A 24234-nucleotide genomic window follows, 5' to 3' on the forward strand; every position below is an offset into this window, starting at 1 on the left:
CGAGCGTCAGCGAATAGCCTGAGCCTTCCACCAGCCACAGAATTCATCGAGGGCCGTCCAGAGACTGACCTTGGGATCGTAATCCAGATAATGCCGGGCGCGGCTGATGTCCAGGGTGAAATTTTTGTTCATGACCTGCATGCCCAGGCGCGACAGCGTCGGTTCAGGACGCCCCGGCCACAACTTGCACACACCCTCGTTGAGCGCCGCCACGCTGTAGGCCAGGCCGTAGGAACGGTGGCGGGTTACCTGTGGGACGTCCATGTTGCGCATGACGTAATTGACCACGTCCCACAACGGAATCGGCGTGCCGTTGCTGATGTTGTAAGCCTTGCCCAGTGCAGAACCGCTGGTCAGCAAACTGCTGAGCAACGCCTCGTTGAGGTTTTGCACGCTGGTGAAATCAACTTTATTCAGACCGTTGCCGATGATTGCCAGGCGCCCCTTGCGCTGCATGTTCAACAGGCGCGGGAAGATGCTCATGTCGCCGGCCCCGGTGACGAAACGCGGGCGCAGGGCCAGGGTTTCGAGGCCGAACTCCTGAGCGCCGAAGACTTTTTGCTCGGCCAGGTACTTGGTGGCGGCGTAAGGGTGTTTGAAGCGCTTGGGCACCTGTTCTTCGGTCAGGCCCAGGTGATCGCGACCATCGAAGTAGATCGACGGCGACGACAAATGCACCAGCCGCCGTACCCGTTGCTTCAGGCAGGCTTCGACCACATTTTCGGTGACCTGGACGTTGCCCTGATGGAAGTCCTGATAACGCCCCCACAAACCGACGGCACCGGCGCAATGCACCACGGCCTCGACGTCCGAACACAGTTCGCGCGCCAGTTCCGGGTCGCTCAAGTCGCCCTGGATAAACTCGGCTCCGCGGCGTACCAGATGCTCCACACTCTCGGCCCGGCGACCGTTGACCCGCACGTCCAGGCCCTGCTCCAGGGCAAAACGCGCAAAGCGCCCGCCGATGAAGCCGCTTGCGCCGGTAACCAGAATCTTCATGAATTGCTCCAACAAATGCAGTGGCGAGCTTCATGCTGCACCCTGCAAATTAAAAACGGTCCGCAAGCGCTTCACTTGCAGCTTGACGCTTACTGCTGCTCCAAGGGCACCAGCCATTGCTTCGATGCGCGTACCAATTGATCGGTGAGTAACCCCAGCAACTGGCCGCCATTACGCCAATGATGCCAGTACAGCGGCACATCGATCGGCTTATCTGGCAGCAGCTCCTGCAATACGCCCCTTTCCAGTTGCTCGCGCACCTGCAGTTCCGGGACCAGCCCCCAGCCCAGCCCGGCTTCCGTCAGACGAATGAAACCTTCGGAGGACGGGCATAAATGGTGTTCGAAACCGCCCTCGACGCCGAGGGACGCAAGATACCGATGCTGCAGGAAATCGTCCGGGCCAAACACCAGCGCCGGGGTGCGGGCCAACTGATCGGCGCGTACCCCTTGCGGGAAATGCCGGGCAATAAAGGCGGGGCTGGCCAGCGCACGGTAACGCATGGCCCCCAGCAACACGCTGCGCGCACCCGCCACCGGACGCTCGCTGGCACAGACGCAGGCCGCCACTTCACCGGCACGCATGCGCTTGAGACCGACGGTCTGGTCCTCTACCACCAGATCCATCAACAGATGTTGCTCGGCGCAGAACTCGCCCACCGCCTGCGCCCACCAAGTGGCCAGGCTGTCGGCGTTCAGTGCGATCCGCAGGCGTTCCGGCAGGCCCTCTTCATCCAGCGCCGGCACCAGGCTTTGCAAATCCCGTTCAAGCAAGCGCACCTGCTGCACATGGTTGAGCAGTCGCCGACCGATTTCCGTCGGCGTTGGTGGCGTGGCCCGCACCAGCACCGGCTGGCCAACCCGCGCTTCCAGCAGCTTGATGCGCTGGGAAATCGCCGATTGTGACAAGCCCAGCACCTGGGCCGCCCGTTCAAAACCGGCCTGTTCAACCACGGCGGCCAGGGCAGAAAGCAATTTATAGTCGAACATCAGTTTTCCTAATGAGCGATCAGCAAGATTGGTTTTTCTTATACAGCCTTCACACGGACAATGACCAGCAAGAACTCTTGAACAAGGATCACCCACATGGCTGGCGAAACTTCATTGGCAACGCTGCTGCGCAGCATGAGCCCGCAACTCAACGCCGGCGAATACGTGTTCTGTACTCTGCGCGACGGCAAATTGCCTGCGGATCTGGAGATTGTCGGCAGCTTCCGCGAGCAGGAAGGCCTGACCGTGATTCTCGAACGTTCCCACGCCGAAAAAGCGGGATTCAGCTTCGACTACATCGCCGCCTGGATCACCTTGAACGTACATTCGGCCCTCGAAGCGGTCGGCCTGACCGCCGCGTTCGCCACTGCACTGGGCAAGGCCGGAATCAGCTGCAACGTGATTGCCGGCTACTACCACGACCATTTGTTTGTCGGCCAGGCCGACGCCGACCGTGCCCTGCAAGTTCTGCGGGATCTGGCAGCCAACGCGGAGTAAAAAATCATGTGGCAAAGTTATGTGAACGGGCTGCTCGTGGCCTTCGGCCTGATCATGGCGATCGGCACCCAGAATGCGTTTGTCCTGGCGCAAAGCCTGCGGCGTGAACATCACCTGCCGGTGGCAGCACTCTGTGTGGCCTGCGACGCCCTGTTGGTAGCAGCCGGGGTATTCGGCCTGGCGACGGTACTGGCGCAGAACCCGACACTGCTGGCCATCGCCCGTTGGGGTGGCGCAGCGTTTCTGTTGTGGTACGGCAGCCAGGCACTGCGCCGAGCCTTTTCCAAGCAGAGCCTTGAGCAGGGCGAAAACCAGACCGTACGCTCGCTGCGGGCGGTCATGCTCAGCGCGCTGGCGGTGACGCTGCTCAACCCGCACGTTTATCTGGACACCGTTTTGCTGATCGGTTCCCTGGGCGCACAACAAACCGAGCCCGGCGCTTATGTCGTAGGCGCGGCCAGCGCCTCGCTGCTGTGGTTTTTCACCCTGGCCCTCGGTGCGGCATGGCTGGCACCGTGGCTCGCCCGCCCCAGTACCTGGCGAATTCTTGACCTGTTGGTGGCGGTGATGATGTTTGCCGTAGCGCTGCAGTTGATCGCGGCCATCTGATTCGCCGAACCTCTATTCCACACAGTTGTTGCGTGGTTATGCCGCCCCCCCGGTGCTATGATCCGACTCCCTGCGCCGCAAAGAGTACAAACTCCCCGGCGCTTGTCTGGCCGCCCGTGATCGGCCTTGCGCTCACCGCAACTGACCTGATTAGGAGAATCATCATGGCTTTCGAATTGCCGCCGCTGCCTTACGCACACGACGCCCTGCAGCCGCACATTTCCAAGGAAACCCTGGAATACCACCACGACAAGCACCACAACACCTACGTCGTGAACCTGAACAACCTGGTGCCAGGCACCGAGTTCGAAGGCAAGACCCTGGAAGAAATCGTCAAGACTTCCTCGGGCGGTATCTTCAACAACGCCGCTCAGGTCTGGAACCACACTTTCTACTGGAACTGCCTGGCGCCAAACGCTGGCGGTCAACCAACCGGCGCTCTGGCTGAAGCCATCAACGCGGCTTTCGGTTCGTTCGACAAGTTCAAGGAAGAGTTCAGCAAGACTTCCATCGGCACCTTCGGTTCCGGTTGGGGCTGGCTGGTGAAGAAGGCTGACGGTTCCCTGGCCCTGGCCAGCACCATCGGCGCCGGCAACCCGCTGACCAACGGCGACACCCCGCTGCTGACCTGCGACGTCTGGGAACACGCTTACTACATCGACTACCGCAACCTGCGTCCGAAGTATGTCGAAGCGTTCTGGAACCTGGTCAACTGGAAGTTCGTGGCTGAGCAGTTCGAAGGCAAAACCTTCACCGCTTAAGCTCGACGCCAGTCAAAAGAACCCGGCTTTTTAGCCGGGTTTTTTATTGCCCGGAATTTTCAGCGTTCGGCAGGGCCCCTTCGCGAGCAGGCTCGCGATGAACGATGACGCGGTCAACCTGACTGAATACCTATCCCTGCGGATCGACGTTATCCAACGCACGATTCACCGCCAGTTCCGCCAGCATGATGATCTGCGCAATGGCCAACGCCGTGTTGCGCTGAGGGCCGGTCAGGAAGGTGGCGAAATCACTCGCCATGACGTTGGCCGAAGCCAATGACTCACAAGCGTGGGCCAGCAGGGATTCGGTATCCATATCCGGGACGATCATGAACATGGTGTTGGGGGTGTAGGGTTTGGCTGTATTTAAGGGCGGATCGGGGATTAACTTATCCACTGAAATATTCCTATGCGGTGGGTGCCGCCAATTGCCGTTCTCACACGGCAAAGAGGTGGCAGCTATGTGCGAGGTGAGAAAACCGGTCATAGGCCACCCGGCCAGACAAAAGTCTGCCCGCACACAGCCGCCATAACGCATTTACAAACAGCGGATAAGCTGGCGGCAATTATGCGGATACTGGCACTGGATGACTATGACTTGCCGGGTTCTCACACCCGATCGCTGAGTTTTCAGCGACAGTCAGAGGCTATTGAGTCCGCTTCCGACGGGCAACCTGAAAACTGCGTGGGAAACTTCTGGCGCTTTCCTACACCGCGTTAACCCGCAAGAACGTAACGCGGAGCGTCACTGACAGCATTCCCACGCGCGAGCGTGGGAATGCTCAGCTTAGAGGCGTGGGAGATTGGTCGGCTGTCAGGCCGCCATCGCGAGCAAGCTCGCTCCCACAGAAAAGCAAAGGCAGACCGGCGTACACGCACGCTCCTCACCACTCATCAGGCCGAGCGTTAGCTCGCCTGCAGCTTTTGATCTTGATCCACCCGCCCCCTCGGAAGGCTGAGTGGAGGTGTTCATCCGGGGATTGGCGCGCAGCGCCGTTCGACGCAGTCGAACTCATTGCATGTAGGTCGAAGCGAAGCCGACCGGAGGGCAATGCCCCCGGATGAATACCGGAGCGAAGGAACCCCGAGCCTCAGCGAGGGGCCGTACGTAAGGGGCGAGACCTTTGGTTCCTTTGGGGCGTTTGCCAAAGGGACTCGCCGTAAGGGCGAAACCATAAGTCGCCGTTACCGCAGAAATGGATATGTACTTAGCCAACAAAAGTCAGGTCGGCTATCTGGCCGCCTGAGCGAGCAACCCAGGACAATTTCCCACGATGAAACAAGTCTAGTCCCCCTTGCCCCAACGCCGCGGACGACTAACATCAACAAAAGGAAAATATCTCCACCCCCACCCCTCAAGTTGAAGGACTCGACAACCGACACAGTGCTAATAGGCTAACTCGTCAAGGCAACTGCAATTCGGCCAAGCTGCAGGCAAAATCCCCCAGGGATGATTGTCCCTTTGACTGCCATCACGGGATTGCCAATACTCATGGCAACTTGATGCTACCCGCACGGAACAAGGAATAACCCTTTGAAGCTGGAACTCAAGAACAGCTTGTCGGTGAAGTTGCTCCGGGTCGTGCTCCTGTCGGCATTGATCGTCGGCGTGGTCTTGAGCTGCGCGCAGATTGTGTTCGATGCCTATAAAACACACCAGGCCGTCGCCAGCGATGCCCAGCGCATCCTCGACATGTTTCGCGACCCCTCGACCCAGGCTGTCTATAGCCTGGACCGGGAAATGGGCATGCAGGTAATCGAAGGCCTGTTTCAGGACGACGCTGTGCGCCAGGCCTCCATTGGCCACCCCAACGAAGCCATGCTCGCGCAAAAATCCCGCGAGTTGCAGCACTCCCACAGTCGCTGGCTGACCGACCTGATTCTTGGCAAGGAACGCACCTTCACCACCCAACTGGTCGGTCGCGGGCCTTACAGCGAGTATTACGGCGATCTGAGCATCACTCTCGATACCGCCACTTACGGCCAGGGGTTCATTGTCAGCTCGGTGATCATCTTCATTTCCGGCGTACTGCGCGCGCTCGCCATGGGGCTGGTGTTGTATCTGGTCTATCACTGGCTGCTGACCAAGCCGCTGTCGCGGATCATCGAGCACCTCACGGAAATCAATCCTGATCGTCCCAGCGAACACAAGATTCCGCTGCTCAAGGGGCACGAGAAAAACGAACTGGGCATCTGGATCAACACCGCCAACCAGTTGCTCGAATCCATCGAACGCAATACCCATCTGCGCCACGAAGCGGAAAACAGCCTGCTGCGCATGTCCCAGTACGATTTCCTGACGGGACTGCCGAACCGGCAGCAATTGCAGCAGCAACTGGACAAGATCCTCATCGACGCCGGCAGACTGCAGCGCCGGGTCGCGGTGTTGTGTGTCGGCCTCGATGACTTCAAGGGCATCAACGAACAGTTCAGCTATCAGACCGGCGACCAGTTGTTGCTGGCCCTGGCCGATCGCCTGCGCGGTCATAGCGGTCGCCTGGGCGCCCTCGCCCGCCTCGGTGGCGACCAGTTCGCCCTGGTCCAGGCCGATATCGAGCAGCCCTACGAAGCTGCCGAACTGGCGCAAAGCATTCTTGATGATCTGGAAGCGGCGTTTGCCCTCGACCATCAGGAGATCCGCCTGCGCGCCACCATCGGCATCACCCTGTTCCCCGAGGACGGCGACAGTACCGAGAAGTTGCTGCAAAAGGCCGAGCAGACCATGACGCTGGCCAAGACCCGTTCGCGCAACCGCTATCAGTTCTATATCGCCAGCGTCGACACCGAAATGCGCCGTCGCCGCGAGCTGGAAAAAGACCTGCGCGACGCACTGATCCGCAATCAGTTCTACCTCGTCTACCAGCCGCAGATCAGCTATCGCGATAACCGCGTGGTGGGCGTCGAAGCCCTGATTCGCTGGCAACACCCCGAGCACGGTATGGTACCGCCAGACCTGTTCATCCCGCTGGCCGAACAGAACGGCACCATCATTGCCATCGGCGAATGGGTGCTTGACCAGGCCTGCAAACAATTACGCGAGTGGCATGACCAGGGCTTCAGCGACCTGCGCATGGCGGTGAACCTGTCTACGGTTCAATTGCACCACGCCGAACTGCCACGGGTGGTTAACAACCTGCTGCAGATGTATCGCCTGCCACCGCGCAGCCTGGAGCTGGAAGTCACCGAAACCGGCCTGATGGAGGACATCAGCACGGCGGCCCAGCACCTGCTCAGCCTGCGCCGCTCCGGCGCGCTGATCGCCATCGATGACTTTGGAACCGGCTATTCGTCCTTGAGCTATCTCAAGAGCCTGCCGCTGGACAAGATCAAGATCGACAAGAGCTTCGTCCAGGACCTGCTCGATGACGACGACGATGCAACTATCGTTCGCGCCATCATCCAGCTGGGCAAGAGCCTTGGCATGCAGGTGATTGCCGAAGGCGTGGAAACCGCCGAGCAAGAGGCCTACATCATTTCCGAAGGCTGCCACGAAGGTCAGGGCTATCACTACAGCAAGCCGTTGCCGGCACGGGAACTGGGCCTATACCTGAAGCAAGCCCAACGCAGTAACGCCGCTATTTTGTAAAAAACACAACCCTCCTGTAGGAGCGAGCTTGCTCGCGATGGTCGTGAACGATAACGCGTTCATTCTGGATGAGCGCGTTGTTCTCAGGTTCATCGCGAGCAAGCTCGCTCCTGCAAGGCCGCGAGCCACGCTCTGTGAATAAGAAATATTTCCAGGTACAACCCTTTACACATAATGCGAAAGATTTGCATTATGTCGCAGTTTTGCGTGCGCATCGCACCACTCCACCCTCTATCGAAGCAGGATGTTCGCCATGATTCGTATGCCTCTGGCTACCGCCAGTCTGTTGGCCATCGCTATTTCCCTCGCCGGTTGCGGCGAAGGTAAAGACAAAGAAAAAGCGGCCGCGCCTGCGCCAGCTGCCAGCACTGCGGCTGCGCCTGCTGCTGCCGGTAAAGTCGACGAAGCCGCCGCCAAAGCCGTTGTCGCCCATTACGCCGACATGGTTTTCGCCGTTTACAGCGATGCCGAATCCACCGCGAAGACCCTGCAAACCGCCGTCGACGCCTTCCTCGCCAAGCCGAACGCCGACACCCTGAAAGCCGCCAAGGCTGCCTGGGTTGCCGCTCGCGTGCCTTACCTGCAGAGCGAAGTGTTCCGCTTCGGCAACACCATCGTTGACGACTGGGAAGGTCAGCTGAACTCCTGGCCGCTGGACGAAGGCCTGATCGACTACGTCGACAAATCCTACGAACACGCACTGGGCAACCCGGGTGCCACTGCCAACATCATCGCCAACACTGAAGTGCAGATCGGCGAAGACAAGGTCGATGTCAAAGACATCACCCCGGAAAAACTCGCCAGCCTGAATGAGCTGGGCGGTTCCGAGGCCAACGTCGCCACTGGCTACCACGCCATCGAATTCCTGCTCTGGGGCCAGGACCTGAACGGCACCGGCCCAGGCGCCGGCAACCGTCCGGCTTCGGACTACCTGGAAGGCAAAGGCGCTACCGGCGGTCACAACGATCGTCGTCGAGCTTATCTGAAGTCCGTGACTCAGCTGCTGGTCAGCGACCTGGAAGAAATGGTCGGTAACTGGAAGCCGAACGTGGCCGACAACTACCGCGCCACCCTGGAAGCGGAACCGGCTGAGTCCGGCCTGCGCAAAATGCTGTTCGGTATGGGCAGCCTGTCCCTGGGCGAACTGGCGGGCGAGCGCATGAAGGTTTCCCTGGAAGCCAACTCCCCGGAAGACGAACAGGATTGCTTCAGCGACAACACCCACAACTCGCACTTCTACGATGCCAAGGGCATTCGTAACGTGTACCTGGGCGAATACACCCGTGTCGACGGCACCAAAATGACCGGCGCCAGCCTGTCGTCCCTGGTGGCCAAAGCCGACCCGGCTGCCGACACCGCGCTGAAAGCCGACCTGGCCGCCACCGAAGCCAAGATCCAGATCATGGTCGACCACGCCAACAAGGGTGAGCACTACGACCAGTTGATCGCCGCCGGCAATACCGCGGGCAACCAGATCGTCCGTGACGCTATCGCGTCGCTGGTCAAGCAGACCGGTTCGATCGAAGCCGCCGCTGGCAAACTGGGCATCAACGACCTGAACCCGGACAACGCTGATCACGAATTCTGATCAACGCTGGCTGAGTGAAAAAGGCGACCTTCGGGTCGCCTTTTTCTTGCCTGCCCGGATGAGCCCCCCTGTAGGAGCGAGCTTGCTCGCGATGAATTTGAAGGCAACGCATTTTTCCAGACAGCACGCGTCACCGTTCACGTCCATCGCGAGCAAGCTCGCTCCTACAGGGGATCGTGGTTTACAGATAGACTCTTGCCTCACATCAAGCAAACGATAATTCCTCTTATTCAAATTCCCATCCCCTGTTAGACTTTGCGCCCTTGTTTTGCTCGTCTTGCAGGATGTCTGATGCCCCCGCTGCCTCTTCGCTTGTCCGCACTGTTGCTGGCCCTGGGCCTGAGTGCCTGCGATGACGCCCCGAAATTCACCCAGGCCGAACCTGGTGAAGCCCGCTCCGGCGGCAGTGCGACGGTGCACAAGACCGATCAGAATGCGTTTTCCATGCCCTCGGCGAATCTGCCACCGTCACGGCGTGTGGATTTCAGCGTCGGCAACAGCTTCTTCCGCAGCCCCTGGGTGATCGCCCCTTCGACGACGACCGCCCGCGATGGCCTCGGCCCATTGTTCAACACCAATGCCTGCCAGGGCTGCCACATCAAGGACGGCCGCGGCCATCCGCCGACTCCCGACGATGTAAATGCCGTGTCGATGCTGGTGCGCCTGTCGATTCCCGACGCCCCGGCGTATGCCAAGGTCATCGAACAGCTCGGTGTGGTGCCGGAGCCCGTCTACGGCGGTCAGTTCCAGGACATGGCCGTACCCGGTGTGGCCCCCGAAGGCAAAGTGCGGGTCGATTACACCGCCGTGCCGGTTCGCTTCAAGGACGGCACCGAAGTCGAACTGCGTAAACCAAGCCTCAACATCACCCAGTTGGGCTACGGCCCGATGCACCCCGACACTCGTTTCTCGGCGCGTGTAGCGCCGCCGATGATTGGCCTGGGCCTGCTCGAAGCGATCCCCGACGAGGCGATCCTGGCCAACGCCGAGGCACAGGCCAAGGCGAACAACGGTATCGCCGGACGCCCGAACCAGGTGTGGGACGACGCCCAACAAAAGACAGTGTTGGGACGGTTTGGCTGGAAAGCCGGACAACCGAACCTCAATCAACAAAATGTTCACGCGTTTTCGGGTGATATGGGCCTCACGACCAGCCTGAGACCCATTGATGACTGCACGGACGCGCAAACGGCCTGCAAACAGGCACCGAGTGGCAACGGCCCCAATGGCGAGCCGGAAGTCAGCGACAACATCCTGCGCCTGGTGCTGTTCTACAGCCGTAACCTCGCCGTACCAGCCCGCCGAGACGTCAACGCGCCAGAAGTGCTGGCCGGCAAGACTTTGTTTTATCAGGCCGGTTGCCAGTCCTGTCACACCCCGAAATACACCACCGCTGCCAACGCCGCCGAACCTGAACTGGCCAATCAAGTGATTCGCCCGTACAGCGATCTGCTGCTGCATGACATGGGCGACGGCCTGGCCGACAACCGTACCGAGTTCCAGGCCAGCGGCCGCCAATGGCGCACCCCGCCGTTGTGGGGCATCGGTCTGACACAGGCGGTCAGCGGCCACACCCAGTTCCTGCACGACGGCCGTGCCCGCAACCTGCTCGAAGCCGTGCTCTGGCATGGCGGCGAGGCGACAGCGGCGCAGCAACAGGTTTTGTCTTTCAATGCCGAGCAACGCGCTGCGTTGCTGGCGTTCCTGAATTCCCTTTAACACGCATTCCACTCGCGGGAGCCCGACATGTTCCGTCCCAAACTGTTGTTCACCAGCCTTGCCGCACTCGCCCTGGGCGCCTGTTCGCCCCAGGACCCGCAAGCGGTCACGTCGGCGGCCATCGCCAAGTCGGTGATCCTGCCGACCTACACCCGCTGGGTTGAAGCTGACCGTCAATTGGCGATCAGCGCCCTCGCCTACTGCGAAGGCAAGGAAACCCTGGAAACGGCCCGTGCCGACTTCCTGCACGCGCAAAAAGCCTGGGCCGAACTGCAACCCTTGCTGATCGGGCCATTGGCCGAAGGCAACCGTTCGTGGCAAGTGCAGTTCTGGCCGGACAAGAAAAACCTGGTCGGCCGTCAGGTCGAGCAACTGGTCACCGCCCAGCCGCAAATCGATGCCGCTGCACTGGCCAAGTCCAGCGTTGTGGTACAGGGTCTCTCGGCCTACGAATACATTCTGTTCGACAGCAAGCCTGACGTGGCCAACGCTGAGCAGAAGAGCAAATACTGCCCGCTGCTGATCGCCATCGGCGAACGCCAGAAGCAATTGGCAGAAGAGATTCTGCAAACCTGGAACAACACCGACGGCATGCTCGCGCAAATGAGCAAATTCCCGAACCAGCGTTATGCGGACTCCCACGAAGCGATCGCCGATCTGCTGCGCGTTCAAGTCACGGCCATCGACACCCTGAAGAAAAAACTCGGCACACCGATGGGCCGCCAGAGCAAGGGTGTGCCGCAACCGTTCCAGGCCGATGCATGGCGTAGCCAGGCATCCCTGACCAGCCTCGAAGCCAGCCTCGCGGCCGCCAAAACAGTCTGGGAAGGTGTGGATAACAAAGGCCTGCGCAGCCTGTTGCCGAGCGAGCAGAAACCCTTGGCCGACAAGATCGATGCGGCCTACGCCGCCTCGTTGAAGCTATTCGCCGGCAACCAGCGCTCGCTGACCGACATGCTCAATGACGAGGCCGGCCGCCAGCAGCTCAACGACCTGTACGAAAGCCTCAACGTCGTCCACCGCCTGCACGAGGCCGATCTGGCCAAGGCGCTGGGCATCCAACTGGGCTTCAACGCCAACGACGGTGACTGATGAGGGCGAGTTCCATGCTGCGACGCCAGGTTCTGACATTAGGTAGTTTGCTGCTGGGTGCAGTGACACTGGGCGGCTGGAAGCTGTTCAAGCAAAAGGACAAGAGTCCGCTGTTGCTGTCGGCACGGGACGATACAGATGGCCAGCATTACGCCGTCGGTTATCAACTGGATGGCACCCAGGTGTTCGCCACCCGGGTCGGCCAGCGGTGCCACGACATCATCAACCACCCGACACTGCCGATTGCGCTGTTTGTCGCCCGCCGGCCGGGTACCGAGAGCTACCTGATCGACCTGCGCGACGGCGCGCTCCTGCAAACCGTGGTGTCACAGCCGAACCGGCACTTCTACGGACACGCGGTCATTCATCGCAGCGGCGACTGGCTGTACGCCACCGAAAACGACACCACCGATCCGGGTCGCGGCCTGCTCGGCGTGTACAGATTCGAAGGCGAACGGCTGGTGCACAGCGGTGAGATTTCCACCCATGGCCTCGGTCCGCACCAGGTGTCGTGGATGCCCGATGGCGAAACCCTGGTGGTGGCCAACGGCGGGATTCGCACCGAGGCCGAAAGCCGGGTGGAGATGAACCTCAACGCCATGGAACCGAGCCTGGTCCTGATGCAACGTGACGGCACCCTGCTGAGCAAGGAAACCCTCGCCCAGCAGATGAACAGCGTGCGCCATCTGGCCATCGCCAGCGACGGCACCATCGTCGCCAGCCAGCAGTTCATGGGCGCGGCCCATGAGTCGTCGGAGCTGTTGGCGATCAAGCGGCCCGGTCAGCCCTTCGTCGCGTTCCCGGTGCCCGAGCACCAGTTGCAGGCCATGGGGCACTACACCGCCAGCGTCGCGGTACACAGCGACTTGCGCCTGGTGGCGTTGACTGCACCGCGGGGCAACCGTTTTTTCATCTGGGACCTGGACAGCGGTGAAGTACGCCTGGATGCGCCACTGCCCGATTGCGCCGGGGTCGGCGCCGTGGCCGATGGTTTTGTCGTGACCTCGGGCCAGGGACGCTGCCGCTACTACGACTGTCGCCAGACAAACCTCGTCGCAAAACCACTGGAGCTACCCGCAGGGCTCTGGGACAACCATCTGCATCTGATGGCCTGAATCATCAAAAAGATCGCCGCCTTGGGCCGCGCTTGCATCGGGATGACGTACACCCCGCAGGCGCGACCCGAGACGACGAATCTTTTCCGGCTTTCACCTCTCTAATACCTCGCAACCTGTAAAAACGGCAGTTGGATTACCCTCTACACTCCCGGTAATGTGCCCCCACTGTCTCACCTGATTTTCTCCAAGGAACTGGATATGCTGCGTCGCCGCATGCTGATCATGTTGGGTGTTGTTCTACTGATTGTGCTGGTCCTGGCCGCGTACAAAGCCTTCTCGATCTACACGATGGTTCAAGGCTTCTCTGCACCCAGACCGGCCATCAGCGTTGCCGTGGCCACCGCCACCGAGCGCCCATGGCAAGCCCGCCTGCCTACCGTTGGCACGCTCAAGGCATTGCAGGGCGTGGACCTGAGCCTGGAGACCGATGGCACCGTCATCGATTTGCAGTTCGAGTCAGGGCAAAAGGTCAAGGCCGGTCAACCACTCCTGCGCCTCGACAGCGCCGTGGAAAGTGCCCTGCTGGAAACTGCTCTGGCCGACCTCGGGCTGGCACAGCTCGATTACGGTCGCGGTAGCCAACTGGTCGGCAGCCAGGCCATTTCCAAAGGCGAGTTCGACCGACTTTCGGCGGTGCTGAAAAAGACCAAGGCCACGGTCAATCAACTCAAGGCTGCGCTCGGCAAAAAAAGCATCGTCGCGCCCTTCAGCGGCACCATCGGCATTCGTCAGGTAGACGTTGGCGACTATCTTGCCAGCGGCACCATGATCGCCACCCTGCAAGACCTCAGTAGCCTGTATGTCGACTTTTTTGTGCCCGAGCAGTCGGTGCCGAAGATTGCGCTCGGCCAGCCAGTGCAGGTCATTGTCGCGGCGTATCCGACCCTGGAGTACCTAGGCACCATCAGTGCAATCAACCCTAAAGTCGAGAACAGCACCCGTAACGTGCAGGTCCGCGCCACCCTGGCCAACCCCGATGGCAAGTTGATTCCAGGCATGTTCGCCAGCCTCCAGGTGCTCCTGCCCGACCCGCAACCGCGCATCGTGGTACCGGAAAGCGCGATTACCTACACGCTCTACGGCAACTCGGTGTATGTGGCCGTACCAAAGAAGGCCGAGGATGGCAGTCTGGTAAAGGACGACAAGGGCCAACCGGTGCTGATCGCCGAACGGCGTTTTGTCGAGACCGGCGAACGCCGCGATGGGCAAGTGATGATCACCAAAGGCGTGCAGAGCGGCGAGAAAGTGGTGACCGCCGGCCAGCTCAAACTGGATAACGGCTCACGCGTTGCCATCAGCGACGACAAGACCCTGGCCGGGCAGAACAGCCCACCACGCGCGGACTGATCAAGGAATTCCCATGGCTTTTACCGACCCGTTCATCCGCCGTCCGGTTCTCGCTACCGTGGTCAGCCTGTTGATAGTGCTGCTGGGCTTCCAGGCCTGGGGCAAGCTGCCGCTGCGCCAGTACCCGCAAATGGAAAACGCCCTGATCACGGTGGCCACTGCCTACCCCGGGGCCAACGCCGAAACCATCCAGGGCTACATCACCCAACCGATGCAGCAAAGCCTGGCCAGCGCCGAGGGCATCGACTACATGACCTCGGTGAGTCGCCAGAATTTTTCGGTGATTTCGATCTACGCGCGCATCGGCGCCAACAGCGACCGTCTGTTTACCGAACTGCTGGCCAAGGCCAACGAGGTCAAGAGCCAGCTGCCCCAGGATGCTGAAGACCCGGTGCTGAGCAAACAATCTGCCGATGCGTCAGTGCTGATGTACATGAGCTTTTTCAGCAAGGAATTGAGCAACCCGCAGATTACCGATTACCTGTCACGGGTGATCCAGCCCAAGCTGGCGACGTTGCCCGGCATGGCCGAAGCCGAGATCCTCGGTAACCAGGTATTTGCCATGCGCCTGTGGCTGGACCCGGCGAAGCTGGCGGGTTTCGGCCTGAGTGCCAGCGATGTGACCAACGCGGTGCGCCAGTACAACTTCCTCTCTGCCGCCGGCGAGGTGAAAGGCGAATACGTGGTCACCAGCATCAACGCCAATACCGAACTCAAGTCCGCCGAAGCCTTCGGGGCAATTCCGCTCAAGGTCGATGGCGACAGCCGTGTGCTGCTACGGGATGTGGCGCGCGTGGAAATGGGTGCGGAAAACTACGACACCATCAGCTCGTTCGGTGGCACCCCTTCGGTGTACATCGGCATCAAGGCGACACCCGGCGCCAACCCGCTGGAAGTGATCAAGGAAGTGCGCAAAATCATGCCGGACCTTGAGGCCCAGCTACCGCCGAACCTCAAGGGTGAAATCGCCTATGACGCCACCCTGTTCATCCAGGCCTCGATCGACGAAGTGGTGAAAACCCTGTTCGAAGCGGTGCTGATCGTGATCGTGGTGGTGTTCCTGTTCCTCGGTGCCCTGCGTTCGGTGGTGATCCCGGTGGTGACCATCCCGCTGTCGATGATCGGCGTCATGTTCTTTATGCAGATGATGGGGTACTCGATCAACCTGCTCACCCTGCTGGCGATGGTATTGGCCATCGGCCTGGTGGTGGACGACGCCATCGTAGTGGTGGAAAACATTCACCGCCACATCGAGGAAGGCAGGACACCGCTGGACGCCGCCATTGAAGGCGCCCGGGAAATCGCCATGCCGGTGGTCTCGATGACCATCACCCTGGCGGCGGTGTATGCGCCGATCGGTTTCCTGACCGGCCTGACCGGGGCGCTGTTCAAGGAGTTCGCCCTGACCCTGGCTGGCGCGGTGGTGATTTCCGGTATCGTCGCCCTGACCCTGTCGCCGATGATGTGTGCGTTTCTGCTGCGCCACGACGAGAACCCCAGTGGTCTGGCCCATCGCCTGGACATGATTTTCGAAAACCTCAAGCGTCGCTACCAGAGCCTGCTTCACGGCACCCTCAACACCCGGCCGGTGGTGCTGGTGTTCGCCGTGATTGTGTTGTGCCTGATTCCGGTCCTTCTCAAATTCACCAAATCGGAACTGGCGCCGGATGAGGACCAGGGCATCATTTTCATGATAGCCAACGCCCCGCAACCGACCAACCTCGACTACCTGAACACCTACACCGACGAGTTCGTCTCGATCTTCAAGGCGTTTCCCGAGTACTACTCGTCATTCCAGATCAACGGTTTCAACGGCGTGCAATCGGGTATCGGCGGTTTCCTGCTCAAGCCATGGAACGAGCGCAGCCGTACGCAAATGGCGATCCTGCCCGAGGTGCAGGCCAAACTGGAAAAGATCACGGGGTTGCAGATTTTCGGCTTCAACCTGCCGTCCCTGCCGGGCACCGGCGAAGGCGTGCCGTTCCAGTTCGTCATCAACTCCGCCAACGATTACGAATTGCTGCTGCAGGTGGTCGACCGGGTAAAAAAACGGGCGAAGGAATCCGGCAAGTTTGCGTTTGTCCACGTTGACCTGGCCTTCGACAAGCCGGAAGTGGTGGTGGATATCGACCGCGCCAAGGCTGCGCAGATGGGGGTTTCCATGCAGGATCTGGGGGGAACCCTGGCGACCCTGCTGGGCGAAGCCGAGATCAACCGTTTCACCATCGAAGGTCGCAGCTACAAGGTCATTGCCCAGGTCGAGCGACCGTTCCGCGACAACCCGGACTGGCTGAACAATTACTACGTGAAAAACACCAAGGGTGAACTGCTGGCATTGTCGACCCTGATCACCGTCACCGACCGTGCCCGACCGCGACAGCTGAACCAGTTCCAGCAACTCAACTCGGCCATCCTGTCCGGCGTGCCACTGGTGAGCATGGGGGAAGCCATCGACCTCGTGCGCCAGATCGCCCGGGAAGAGGCACCCGCCGGTTTTGCCTTCGACTACGCCGGCGCATCGAGGCAGTACGTTCAGGAAGGCAGCGCACTGTGGGTCACCTTTGCCCTGGCACTGGCGATCATTTTCCTGGTCCTCGCGGCCCAGTTCGAAAGCTTCCGCGACCCGCTGGTGATCCTCGTCACCGTTCCCCTGTCTATCTGCGGCGCATTGATTCCGCTGTTCCTGGGTTGGTCGAGCATGAACATCTACACCCAGGTCGGGCTGGTGACGTTGATCGGGCTGATCAGCAAGCACGGCATTCTGATCGTCGAGTTTGCCAACCAGTTACGCAAGGACAAGGGACTGACGGCACGCGAAGCGGTAGAGGAAGCGGCGGCCATCCGCCTGCGCCCGGTCTTGATGACCACCGCGGCGATGGTGTTCGGCATGGTGCCATTGATCATCGCCACCGGCGCTGGCGCGGTCAGCCGGTTCGACATCGGCACGGTCATCGCGACGGGCATGTCGATCGGCACGTTGTTCACCCTGTTTGTGTTGCCCTGCATCTACACGTTGCTGGCCAAACCCGATAAGCGCTGAAACAGATGTATCTGTAGGAGACGAACCTGTTGTACTGAAAGTCAGGGCATAAAAAAAGGCCTCGCATCAGCGAGGCCTTTCATTTGGGCTTCAATCGGTTCAACTTTGTGGCCTCAATCCCTGAGAAAGTCCGAACATGAACAACAATAAGTCATGATCGGGTCGGGTGGCCACGGATGCCTTTGCAACCCGTGGTAATGGACAATGTTCTTCTGCGCTTATCGAGCTGAGAACCTGGGGGCGCGGTTGCTCCCAGGTTGCCATCGCGATCGATGCAACTGCCAAGGCTCCTACCAGAAACAAACCTCGTGCAATTTCGAGTTTCATCGCTATAAACCCTTGATGGCGCTGCCAAACGCCGTCTCATAAAAATAGACGAGCTTTTTCCAGTCTGCCTCGCTGAACGACGAGTGGCGACGCAACTGCTTCAAGTCATGGACAGCTGCACGATTGGCGGTCAAACGCTGTCGACATTTCTCCAGATCGATCAGCGCCACTTCGACCTTGGCCGTCTCGCCCTCACCGGTCACGCGAACGAATACGTGCTTGTCGTAAAGGCAACCGTGCTGCCAGCGGCCCTTGTGCATGCGAGCCAGGTTTTCCGCCAGGTCCTTGAGCACTCGTTCGTTTATGGCTTCACCATGACGCTCGCGACCGCCACCGGCGTACCAGCGATCGATTTCCTCGAAGCCGTCCAGTGACTTGGTGACCAGCAAGGCACGCCATTTGTGCACAGGATCGCGCTGTGCGCCGCAGAAAACGATTTGCGGAACCCGTACGCCAAGCTCGTTCACACCGATGAACGCGGCATGCTCGCGCATAACCGTAGGCCGACCGAAAGGGTGCTGCCAGCTACGATGGATATGCCCGGTCTGGCGCTTGACATAGAGCAGCTGACCATCACTGCCCATCACTCGTTGAACGCCGCTTTCCCCACCGCGACGGACGTTGGGTTCTTCCACCCATTCACCGCGCTGATTCCAAAAGTAATCGAAGCGGTCCTGGGGAGCGACTTCCGTTTCTGCTGCATACTGCACTGCCATCCTGTTACCTCTTGCGTAATACGTAAACTCGCCACATGGCATAGAGCGGTAAAAAGTCCAGTTGTTCCTGGATGCGGAAACCCGCCTGCTCAAACTCCTTTTCTACGGTAGCGACCGGTAACACAAACCGGTTTTGGTAACCTTCCTGCCCACGGGTTTTCTCCGAACGCTTGCGTTTCCAGGCCTTGAAGTTGCCATCGACCCACAGCGAAAGGATCACGCTGTCACGGGAAACGCGCTCGAATTCACGCAAAATAGCCATGCGATGCTCGGCTTCACCGATGTGGTGGAGCAAGCGCATGCAAAAAATGCTGTCGACGGCGTTGCCCGGCAAGGCGATGTCGAATGCAGACGTGTGCAAGGGTTGTACCCGTTTCACCACGTCGGCAGGTTGCGCCTGGGTTGCGATCTTCAGCATGGACTGCGAGTTATCGGCACCGATGATCACGCGGTTGGATTTTTCCGCCAACAAGGGCCAGAAACGCCCTGCACCGCACGGCAAATCAAGGACCAGACCAGGCTCGCCAACCAGGGCCAGCGCCTTACGCGCCAGTTGCTCGTCACGCCAATGGGACAATCGACGGCCGAGACCTTCCTGGTGTTTGCGCAAATAGCGTTGGGCGTGTTGATCGTCGTACTTTTCTGAAAAATCGAGCTTGATCGGGCCGTCCATCATCAGGTCTCCTGAACTTCTGATAGCAACTACCTTAGGTTTTGGGGTGTCGGCGACAGGTCATCCACTTGTGAAAATTTTGTCACGGGAAACCCAAAAATATTACAGAGTTTTACAGAATAGGTAGCGTTTGCTGAACGCCCGACTCAACTGATCAAATTCAGGACAACTCCACCTGAAAACGGCAGCCACTAGGTTCCATGGTTGTCAGGCTGACGCTCCAGCCCTGGTTTTCACAGATCCGCTGCACCAGTGAAAGCCCCAGGCCCAGGCCTTCTCCACGCTTTTCGTTGCCCCGAACGAAGGGTTCGAACATCGCCTCGCGTTTTTCCTCGGGAATGCCCACACCACTGTCCTCGACCAGAAAGCCTGTGCCCGTCAGGGTCAGGCGGATGAAGCCCTGTTCGGTGTAATGCAAGGCATTGCGCAGCAAGTTCCCCATTACCGCATGCAGGAACGTCGCGTTGTAGCCCTTGGCCTCGGGGTCGCCCGGTTCGAAGATCAGTTCCAACCCTTTGCTTTCGATAGGTTCGCGCCACAGACCGATCAGGCCCTCGGCTACCTGGCCCAGGGACTGCTGCGGCGACATGCTGGCGTCTTCGCGCTGGGCACGGGCCAGCATCAGGAAGGTTTGCACCAGCTCACGCATTTCTTCACATGCCCGGGCGATGCGCTCGACCTGGGCGCGACCGCGTTGATCGAGACCAGGGTTTTCCAGCAATAACTCGCAGGAGCTGGCCAATATCATCAGGGGCGTACGCAATTCGTGGCTGACGTCGCTGGTGAACAACCGCTCGCGGGTCAGGGCCTGACGCAAGCGCCCGAGGGTAGCGTCGAAGGCCACGGCCAATTCGCCCACTTCGTCGGCGGCATAATCCGGCGCCAAAGGGGGAGCCAAACCCAGCAGTTGATCGCGATGGCGTACCTGGCGGGCCAGCCGCACCACCGGCGCCATGACCTTGCGTGCCAGGATCCAGCCGAGAAACACCGCCAGCGCCAGGCTCAGTACGAAACCCACCAGCACCACGGCAAACAGCACCCGCTCACGCTCTTCGAAGTCGCTCTGGTCCTGCAACAGCACGTACCGTCGGCCGTCGACGATTTCGACCATGGCGTGGTACGACAGGTTTTCACGGAACACTTCGTGGAAACCCGGCTCCAGGTGCCGCAAATCCTTGGGCAGCCTGAAATCACCCGGTCCGCTGCTGAAGTAGAACAATTGGTCCGGCTCGGGACGATGGCTCCAGTCCGTGACATTGTCCATCAGCAACAGGCGCTGCAAATCGCCGCCCAGACCTGCCGAAATCAGTTTTTCTTCCACCAGGTGCACGGTCGCCACGATGCCCATGGCAAAGGCACCCGCCACCAGTGCGCTCATCAGCGCAAAGGCAATGATGATTCGTTGAGAAAGGCTCTGCTTAAACTCCATCACGCCCCTCGGCCAGGCGATACCCCACACCGTGCACGGTTTGCAGCAATGGCTTGGCGAACGGCTTGTCGATCACCTGGCGCAGTTGGTGGACATGGCTGCGCAGGCTGTCGCTGTCCGGGCAGTCGTCGCCCCAGAGCGCTTCTTCAAGAATTTCACGGCGCAACACATGCGGGCTTTTCTGCATCAACACGGCCAGCAGCTTCAGGCCGACCGGGTTGAGTTTCAGCAACCGGCCTTCGCGAGTGACTTCCAGGGTGTCGAGGTCATAGCTCAGGTCGCCGACCTGCAAGGTCCGCCGTCCGCCGCCCTGGGTACGGCGCATGACCGCTTCGATACGCGCCGCCAGCTCAGACAGGGCGAACGGTTTGATCAGGTAGTCATCGGCGCCAGACTTGAAGCCTTGCAGACGGTCATCCAGTTGGTCGCGGGCCGTGAGCATGATCACCGGCGTTTCCCGGCGGGCATCTTCGCGCAGGCGCTTGCACAGGGTGTAGCCATCGATACCGGGCAGCATGATATCGAGCACGATCAAATCGTAATGCTCGGTGGCCGCCAGATGCAGACCAGACAGACCATCCTGTGCGCAATCCACGGTATAGCCTTTGAGCCCCAGGTAATCGGCCAGGTTGGCCAGGATATCGCGGTTGTCTTCAACCAGTAGAATTCGCATGGGTATCTCTCGGTCCACAGTAACGGCCGTCTTGGCCCGCGCAGCTTAAGGCCAAGCGTGGCCCACGGCTAGGGGAAGGCCATGGGTGAATCAATTCGATCAACTGAAAGGTATGATTGACAAGTTTTTCACTATCGATTCACACGCTGACTACAGCGGCCAGTGAAGACTGTCACGCGATTGATAATAAGGAATATAGAAAATGGACTATTTGAAGACAGCCCCCATGCGCTTTTTGCTGCTGATCACCGGCACCTGGCTGGCAATATTTTTTCTGACTCGAACAGTCCTGCTCCTCACGCATCTGGATGAGGCCGGAAGCGGCTTCCTGTCGGTATTCGGCATCGGCCTGCTTTACGACCTGGGCTTTATCGCTTACGCAGCGCTGCCCATGGGCCTCTACCTGTTGTTGTGCCCGCCAGCCTTGTGGCGCAGTCGCGGGCACCGCTGGTTTCTTCAAGGCCTGCTGACGGTCAGTCTGTTCGCGATGCTGTTCACCTCGGTGGCCGAATGGCTGTTCTGGGATGAATTCGGCGTGCGCTTCAACTTCATCGCCGTCGACTACCTGGTGTATTCCGACGAAGTACTGAACAACCTGCTTGAGTCGTACCCGATCGGCACGCTGCTGAGCATCCTCGCCGTGCTGGCCGTGGTTCTGAGTCTTGCATTGCGTAAAGCGTTCAACGTTGCACTCGATGCGCCGTTGCCGCCGCTGCGTGGCCGCTTGCTGAATGCACTCGGCTTGTTGATCGTCGCCGGCCTGAGCATGCAACTGCTCAGCCAGGATGCCCCGCGCGCCCAGGGCGGCAATGCCTATCAGAACGAACTGGCGAGCAATGGCCCGTATCAATTCTTCGCGGCATTCCGCAACAACGAACTGGACTACCCGCAGTTCTACAGCACACTGCCGTCGGCCGTGGTTGCCCAACAGATTCGCGCCGAACTGGCAGAACCCAATGCCCGCTTCGTGGGTGAGGACCCGCAGGACATTCGTCGGCAGATCGATAACCCGGGCGCACCGCGCAAGCCCAACATCGTGCTGGTCACTATTGAAAGCTTCAGCGCCAAGTACATGGGCAGCAACGGTGACACCCGTAACCTGACCCCCTACCTTGATGCCTTGCGCAAGCAGAGCCTGTATTTCAACAATTTCTACGCCACCGGCACCCGCACCGACCGCGGCCTGGAAGCCATCACCCTGGCGATCCCACCGACACCCGGTCGCTCGATCGTCAAGCGCGTGGGGCGTGAAAGCGGCTTTGCCAGCCTTGGCCAGCAACTCAATGCCGTGGGCTACGACAGTGTGTTTGTCTATGGCGGCCGCGGTTACTTCGACAACATGAATGCGTTTTTCAGCGGCAACGGCTACCGCGTCGTGGACCAGAGCAGCGTCGAGGAGTCGGAGATTCACTTCAAGAATGCCTGGGGCATGGCTGACGAGGATCTCTACAACCAGACACTGAAACTGGCCGATGCCGACTATGCCAAGCAGCAGCCATTCCTGCTGCAGCTGATGACGACGTCCAACCACCGCCCTTACACCTATCCGGACAACCGGATCGACATCAAGTCCGGTAACGGCCGTGACGGCGCAGTGAAATACACCGACTACGCCATTGGTCAGTTCCTTGATCAGGCCCGTCAAAAACCGTGGTTTGACAATACAATCTTCGTCTTTGTCGCCGACCACACCGCAGGCAGCGCCGGTAAGGAAGACCTGCCCATCGCCAACTATCAGATTCCGCTGTTCATCTATGCGCCCAAGTTGATCGAAGCTCGGGAAACGGCACAGCTGGCCAGCCAGATTGACCTCGCGCCCACTTTGCTCGGGCTGCTCAATCTGGATTATGAATCGACGTTCTTTGGCCGTAACCTGCTGCAGGACAACCCGCTGCCTCCACGCGTGGTGGTCGGTAACTACCAGCACCTGGGGTTGTTCGACGGCAAGGACCTGGCAATTTTGAGCCCTCGCCAGGGATTGCGTCGTCACGATGAAGCGCTGACCGAAAGCCGCGAGTCCCGGTCTAGTGCCGATGACCCGCTGATTACCCGCGCAATCACCTATTACCAAACCGCCAGTTATGGCTTCAAGCAACAGCTGCTTGGCTGGAAGGCGCCCAAGGAGGGTGCCGGTCAAGTCGGCGAACGTTAACCGAATCGCCCCGGGCTGATGCCCCGGGGCTTTTTCCATTGTTCAGGATCCACCATGTCATCAACCGCTGTCCGTCCTGCTCCTCGCCCGCTCAACTTCTGGGTGTGCCTGGGGCTTCCCGCCGTTGCGGCGATCATTCTGGTGTTGCTCGAACTGACTTCACTGGACATGGACCTTGCCAAGCTGTTCTACGACCCGGTCGCGGGTGACTTCATCGGACGGCACAGTTACTTCCTGGAAAACATCCTGCATACCCGCGCCAAGCAGGTAGTCATTGCATTTTCGGTGTTCGCCATCCTCGGCTACATCGCTTCGTTTTTCATGGCCAGGCTCAAACCGTTCAAGCGCGAACTGGGTTGCCTGGTGCTGTCCCTGGGCCTGGCGACTTCCTTTGTCACGCCCATGAAAGCAGTGACCGCGGTGCAATGCCCATGGAGCCTTGAGCAGTTCGGTGGTCACGAGACGTACAGCGAACTGTTGAGCCCTCGCCCGCACACCGAAAAACCGGGACGTTGCTGGCCCGGCGGCCATGCAGCCACCGGTTTCACCCTGTTTGCCCTGTTTTTCGTATTGCGTGACCGTCGCCCGCGCATGGCTCGCGCAGCGTTTGTCTTCGCCTTCGCCCTCGGCTCGGTGTTCTCCATCGGGCGGATGATGCAGGGCGCGCACTTCTTCTCGCACAACGTGTGGACGGCGGTGTTCTGCTGGCTGATTTGTTTGGGGTCGTATTACTACGTTCTGTATCGACCGGCTTTGAGGGCTGAACGCGAGGCCACTGCAGAACCTGTCGGCGCCTGATCTGACGCTTTCGCGGGCAAGCCACGCTCCCACAGGATTTATGCAGTTCCCTGTGGGAGCGATGTGAACATTGAAGTCCGGGCAATAAAAAACCCCGCCTGCTTTCGCAGGCGGGGTTTT

The 24234-nt window shown here is 59.8% G+C and carries 20 protein-coding genes; 12 read left to right on the forward strand and 8 right to left on the reverse strand.

From position 1 onward, the window contains the following. Positions 1-6: 6 nt before the first annotated feature. Positions 7-999 carry an NAD-dependent epimerase/dehydratase family protein gene (locus AC1D1M_RS19695; RefSeq protein ID WP_477776916.1) on the reverse strand — a complete coding sequence of 331 codons (993 nt, stop codon included), beginning with the start codon at positions 997-999 and terminating at the stop codon, positions 7-9. A gap of 89 nt (positions 1000-1088) precedes the next feature. Next, positions 1089-1988 (reverse strand): LysR family transcriptional regulator ArgP, encoded by a 900-nt coding sequence (locus AC1D1M_RS19700; protein WP_477776917.1) that lies wholly within the window; start codon positions 1986-1988, stop codon positions 1089-1091. A gap of 96 nt (positions 1989-2084) precedes the next feature. Here AC1D1M_RS19700 and AC1D1M_RS19705 point away from each other — a divergent pair, with 96 nt between their 5' ends. The 3 genes from AC1D1M_RS19705 (at position 2085) to AC1D1M_RS19715 (ending at position 3856) form a co-directional block, all read left to right on the forward strand. After that, complete coding sequence (locus AC1D1M_RS19705) at positions 2085-2486, forward strand: ACT domain-containing protein (RefSeq protein ID WP_223503966.1); 402 nt, start codon at positions 2085-2087, stop codon at positions 2484-2486. A 6-nt stretch (positions 2487-2492) separates the two neighbouring features. Beyond that, positions 2493-3095, forward strand: coding sequence for a LysE/ArgO family amino acid transporter (locus tag AC1D1M_RS19710; RefSeq protein WP_429365747.1), 603 nt, complete (start codon positions 2493-2495; stop codon positions 3093-3095). A 164-nt stretch (positions 3096-3259) separates the two neighbouring features. Next, the gene (locus AC1D1M_RS19715; protein WP_007986065.1) at positions 3260-3856 is read left to right on the forward strand and encodes a superoxide dismutase; all 597 of its coding nucleotides are present in this window, start codon (positions 3260-3262) and stop codon (positions 3854-3856) included. 130 nt (positions 3857-3986) lie between these two features. Here the strand turns inward: AC1D1M_RS19715 and AC1D1M_RS19720 are convergent, their stop codons facing one another. Then, complete coding sequence (locus tag AC1D1M_RS19720) at positions 3987-4253, reverse strand: DUF6124 family protein (protein WP_056726117.1); 267 nt, start codon at positions 4251-4253, stop codon at positions 3987-3989. Positions 4254-5390: 1137 nt separating this feature from the next. Here AC1D1M_RS19720 and AC1D1M_RS19725 point away from each other — a divergent pair. The 7 genes from AC1D1M_RS19725 (at position 5391) to AC1D1M_RS19755 (ending at position 17346) form a co-directional block, all read left to right on the forward strand. Next, positions 5391-7442, forward strand: a complete 2052-nt coding sequence (locus tag AC1D1M_RS19725) for a putative bifunctional diguanylate cyclase/phosphodiesterase (protein ID WP_477776918.1) — start codon at positions 5391-5393, stop codon at positions 7440-7442. A 253-nt stretch (positions 7443-7695) separates the two neighbouring features. Continuing rightward, positions 7696-9030, forward strand: coding sequence for an imelysin family protein (locus AC1D1M_RS19730; protein ID WP_477776919.1), 1335 nt, complete (start codon positions 7696-7698; stop codon positions 9028-9030). A gap of 291 nt (positions 9031-9321) precedes the next feature. Next, positions 9322-10749, forward strand: coding sequence for a di-heme oxidoreductase family protein (locus AC1D1M_RS19735; protein ID WP_477776920.1), 1428 nt, complete (start codon positions 9322-9324; stop codon positions 10747-10749). A 27-nt stretch (positions 10750-10776) separates the two neighbouring features. Next, positions 10777-11841 carry an imelysin family protein gene (locus AC1D1M_RS19740; RefSeq protein WP_477776921.1) on the forward strand — a complete coding sequence of 355 codons (1065 nt, stop codon included), beginning with the start codon at positions 10777-10779 and terminating at the stop codon, positions 11839-11841. A gap of 14 nt (positions 11842-11855) precedes the next feature. Beyond that, a complete protein-coding gene (locus AC1D1M_RS19745) occupies positions 11856-12956 on the forward strand; it encodes a DUF1513 domain-containing protein (RefSeq protein ID WP_477776922.1) in 1101 nt (366 codons plus the stop codon). Positions 12957-13157: 201 nt separating this feature from the next. Then, positions 13158-14306 (forward strand): efflux RND transporter periplasmic adaptor subunit, encoded by a 1149-nt coding sequence (locus tag AC1D1M_RS19750; RefSeq protein WP_477776923.1) that lies wholly within the window; start codon positions 13158-13160, stop codon positions 14304-14306. 13 nt (positions 14307-14319) lie between these two features. Beyond that, positions 14320-17346, forward strand: coding sequence for a multidrug efflux RND transporter permease subunit (locus tag AC1D1M_RS19755; RefSeq protein WP_477776924.1), 3027 nt, complete (start codon positions 14320-14322; stop codon positions 17344-17346). A gap of 99 nt (positions 17347-17445) precedes the next feature. On the opposite strand, the gene AC1D1M_RS19760 is transcribed toward AC1D1M_RS19755, so the two are convergent. The 5 genes from AC1D1M_RS19760 to colR form a co-directional block, all read right to left on the reverse strand. Beyond that, positions 17446-17673, reverse strand: a complete 228-nt coding sequence (locus AC1D1M_RS19760) for a hypothetical protein (RefSeq protein WP_015096670.1) — start codon at positions 17671-17673, stop codon at positions 17446-17448. Between the two features lie 2 nt (positions 17674-17675). After that, positions 17676-18389, reverse strand: a complete 714-nt coding sequence (locus AC1D1M_RS19765; protein WP_477776925.1) for a lipopolysaccharide kinase InaA family protein — start codon at positions 18387-18389, stop codon at positions 17676-17678. Positions 18390-18393: 4 nt separating this feature from the next. Further along, positions 18394-19062: a class I SAM-dependent methyltransferase gene (locus tag AC1D1M_RS19770; RefSeq protein WP_477777074.1), complete on the reverse strand. Its 669-nt coding sequence runs from the start codon at positions 19060-19062 to the stop codon at positions 18394-18396. 160 nt (positions 19063-19222) lie between these two features. Further along, positions 19223-20491: a sensor histidine kinase gene (locus tag AC1D1M_RS19775; protein WP_477776926.1), complete on the reverse strand. Its 1269-nt coding sequence runs from the start codon at positions 20489-20491 to the stop codon at positions 19223-19225. After that, positions 20481-21164, reverse strand: coding sequence for a two-component system response regulator ColR (colR, locus tag AC1D1M_RS19780; RefSeq protein WP_007985839.1), 684 nt, complete (start codon positions 21162-21164; stop codon positions 20481-20483). The genes AC1D1M_RS19775 and colR overlap by 11 nt, the downstream gene beginning before the upstream one ends. A gap of 202 nt (positions 21165-21366) precedes the next feature. Between colR and AC1D1M_RS19785 the strand changes: the two genes are divergently transcribed. Together AC1D1M_RS19785 and AC1D1M_RS19790 are read left to right on the forward strand one after the other, a co-directional pair. Continuing rightward, a complete protein-coding gene (locus AC1D1M_RS19785) occupies positions 21367-23316 on the forward strand; it encodes an LTA synthase family protein (protein ID WP_477776927.1) in 1950 nt (649 codons plus the stop codon). Positions 23317-23370: 54 nt separating this feature from the next. Next, positions 23371-24114: a phosphatase PAP2 family protein gene (locus AC1D1M_RS19790; protein WP_477776928.1), complete on the forward strand. Its 744-nt coding sequence runs from the start codon at positions 23371-23373 to the stop codon at positions 24112-24114. Positions 24115-24234 lie beyond the last annotated feature (120 nt).

The organism is Pseudomonas sp. P1_F7 (genome assembly GCF_056405655.1).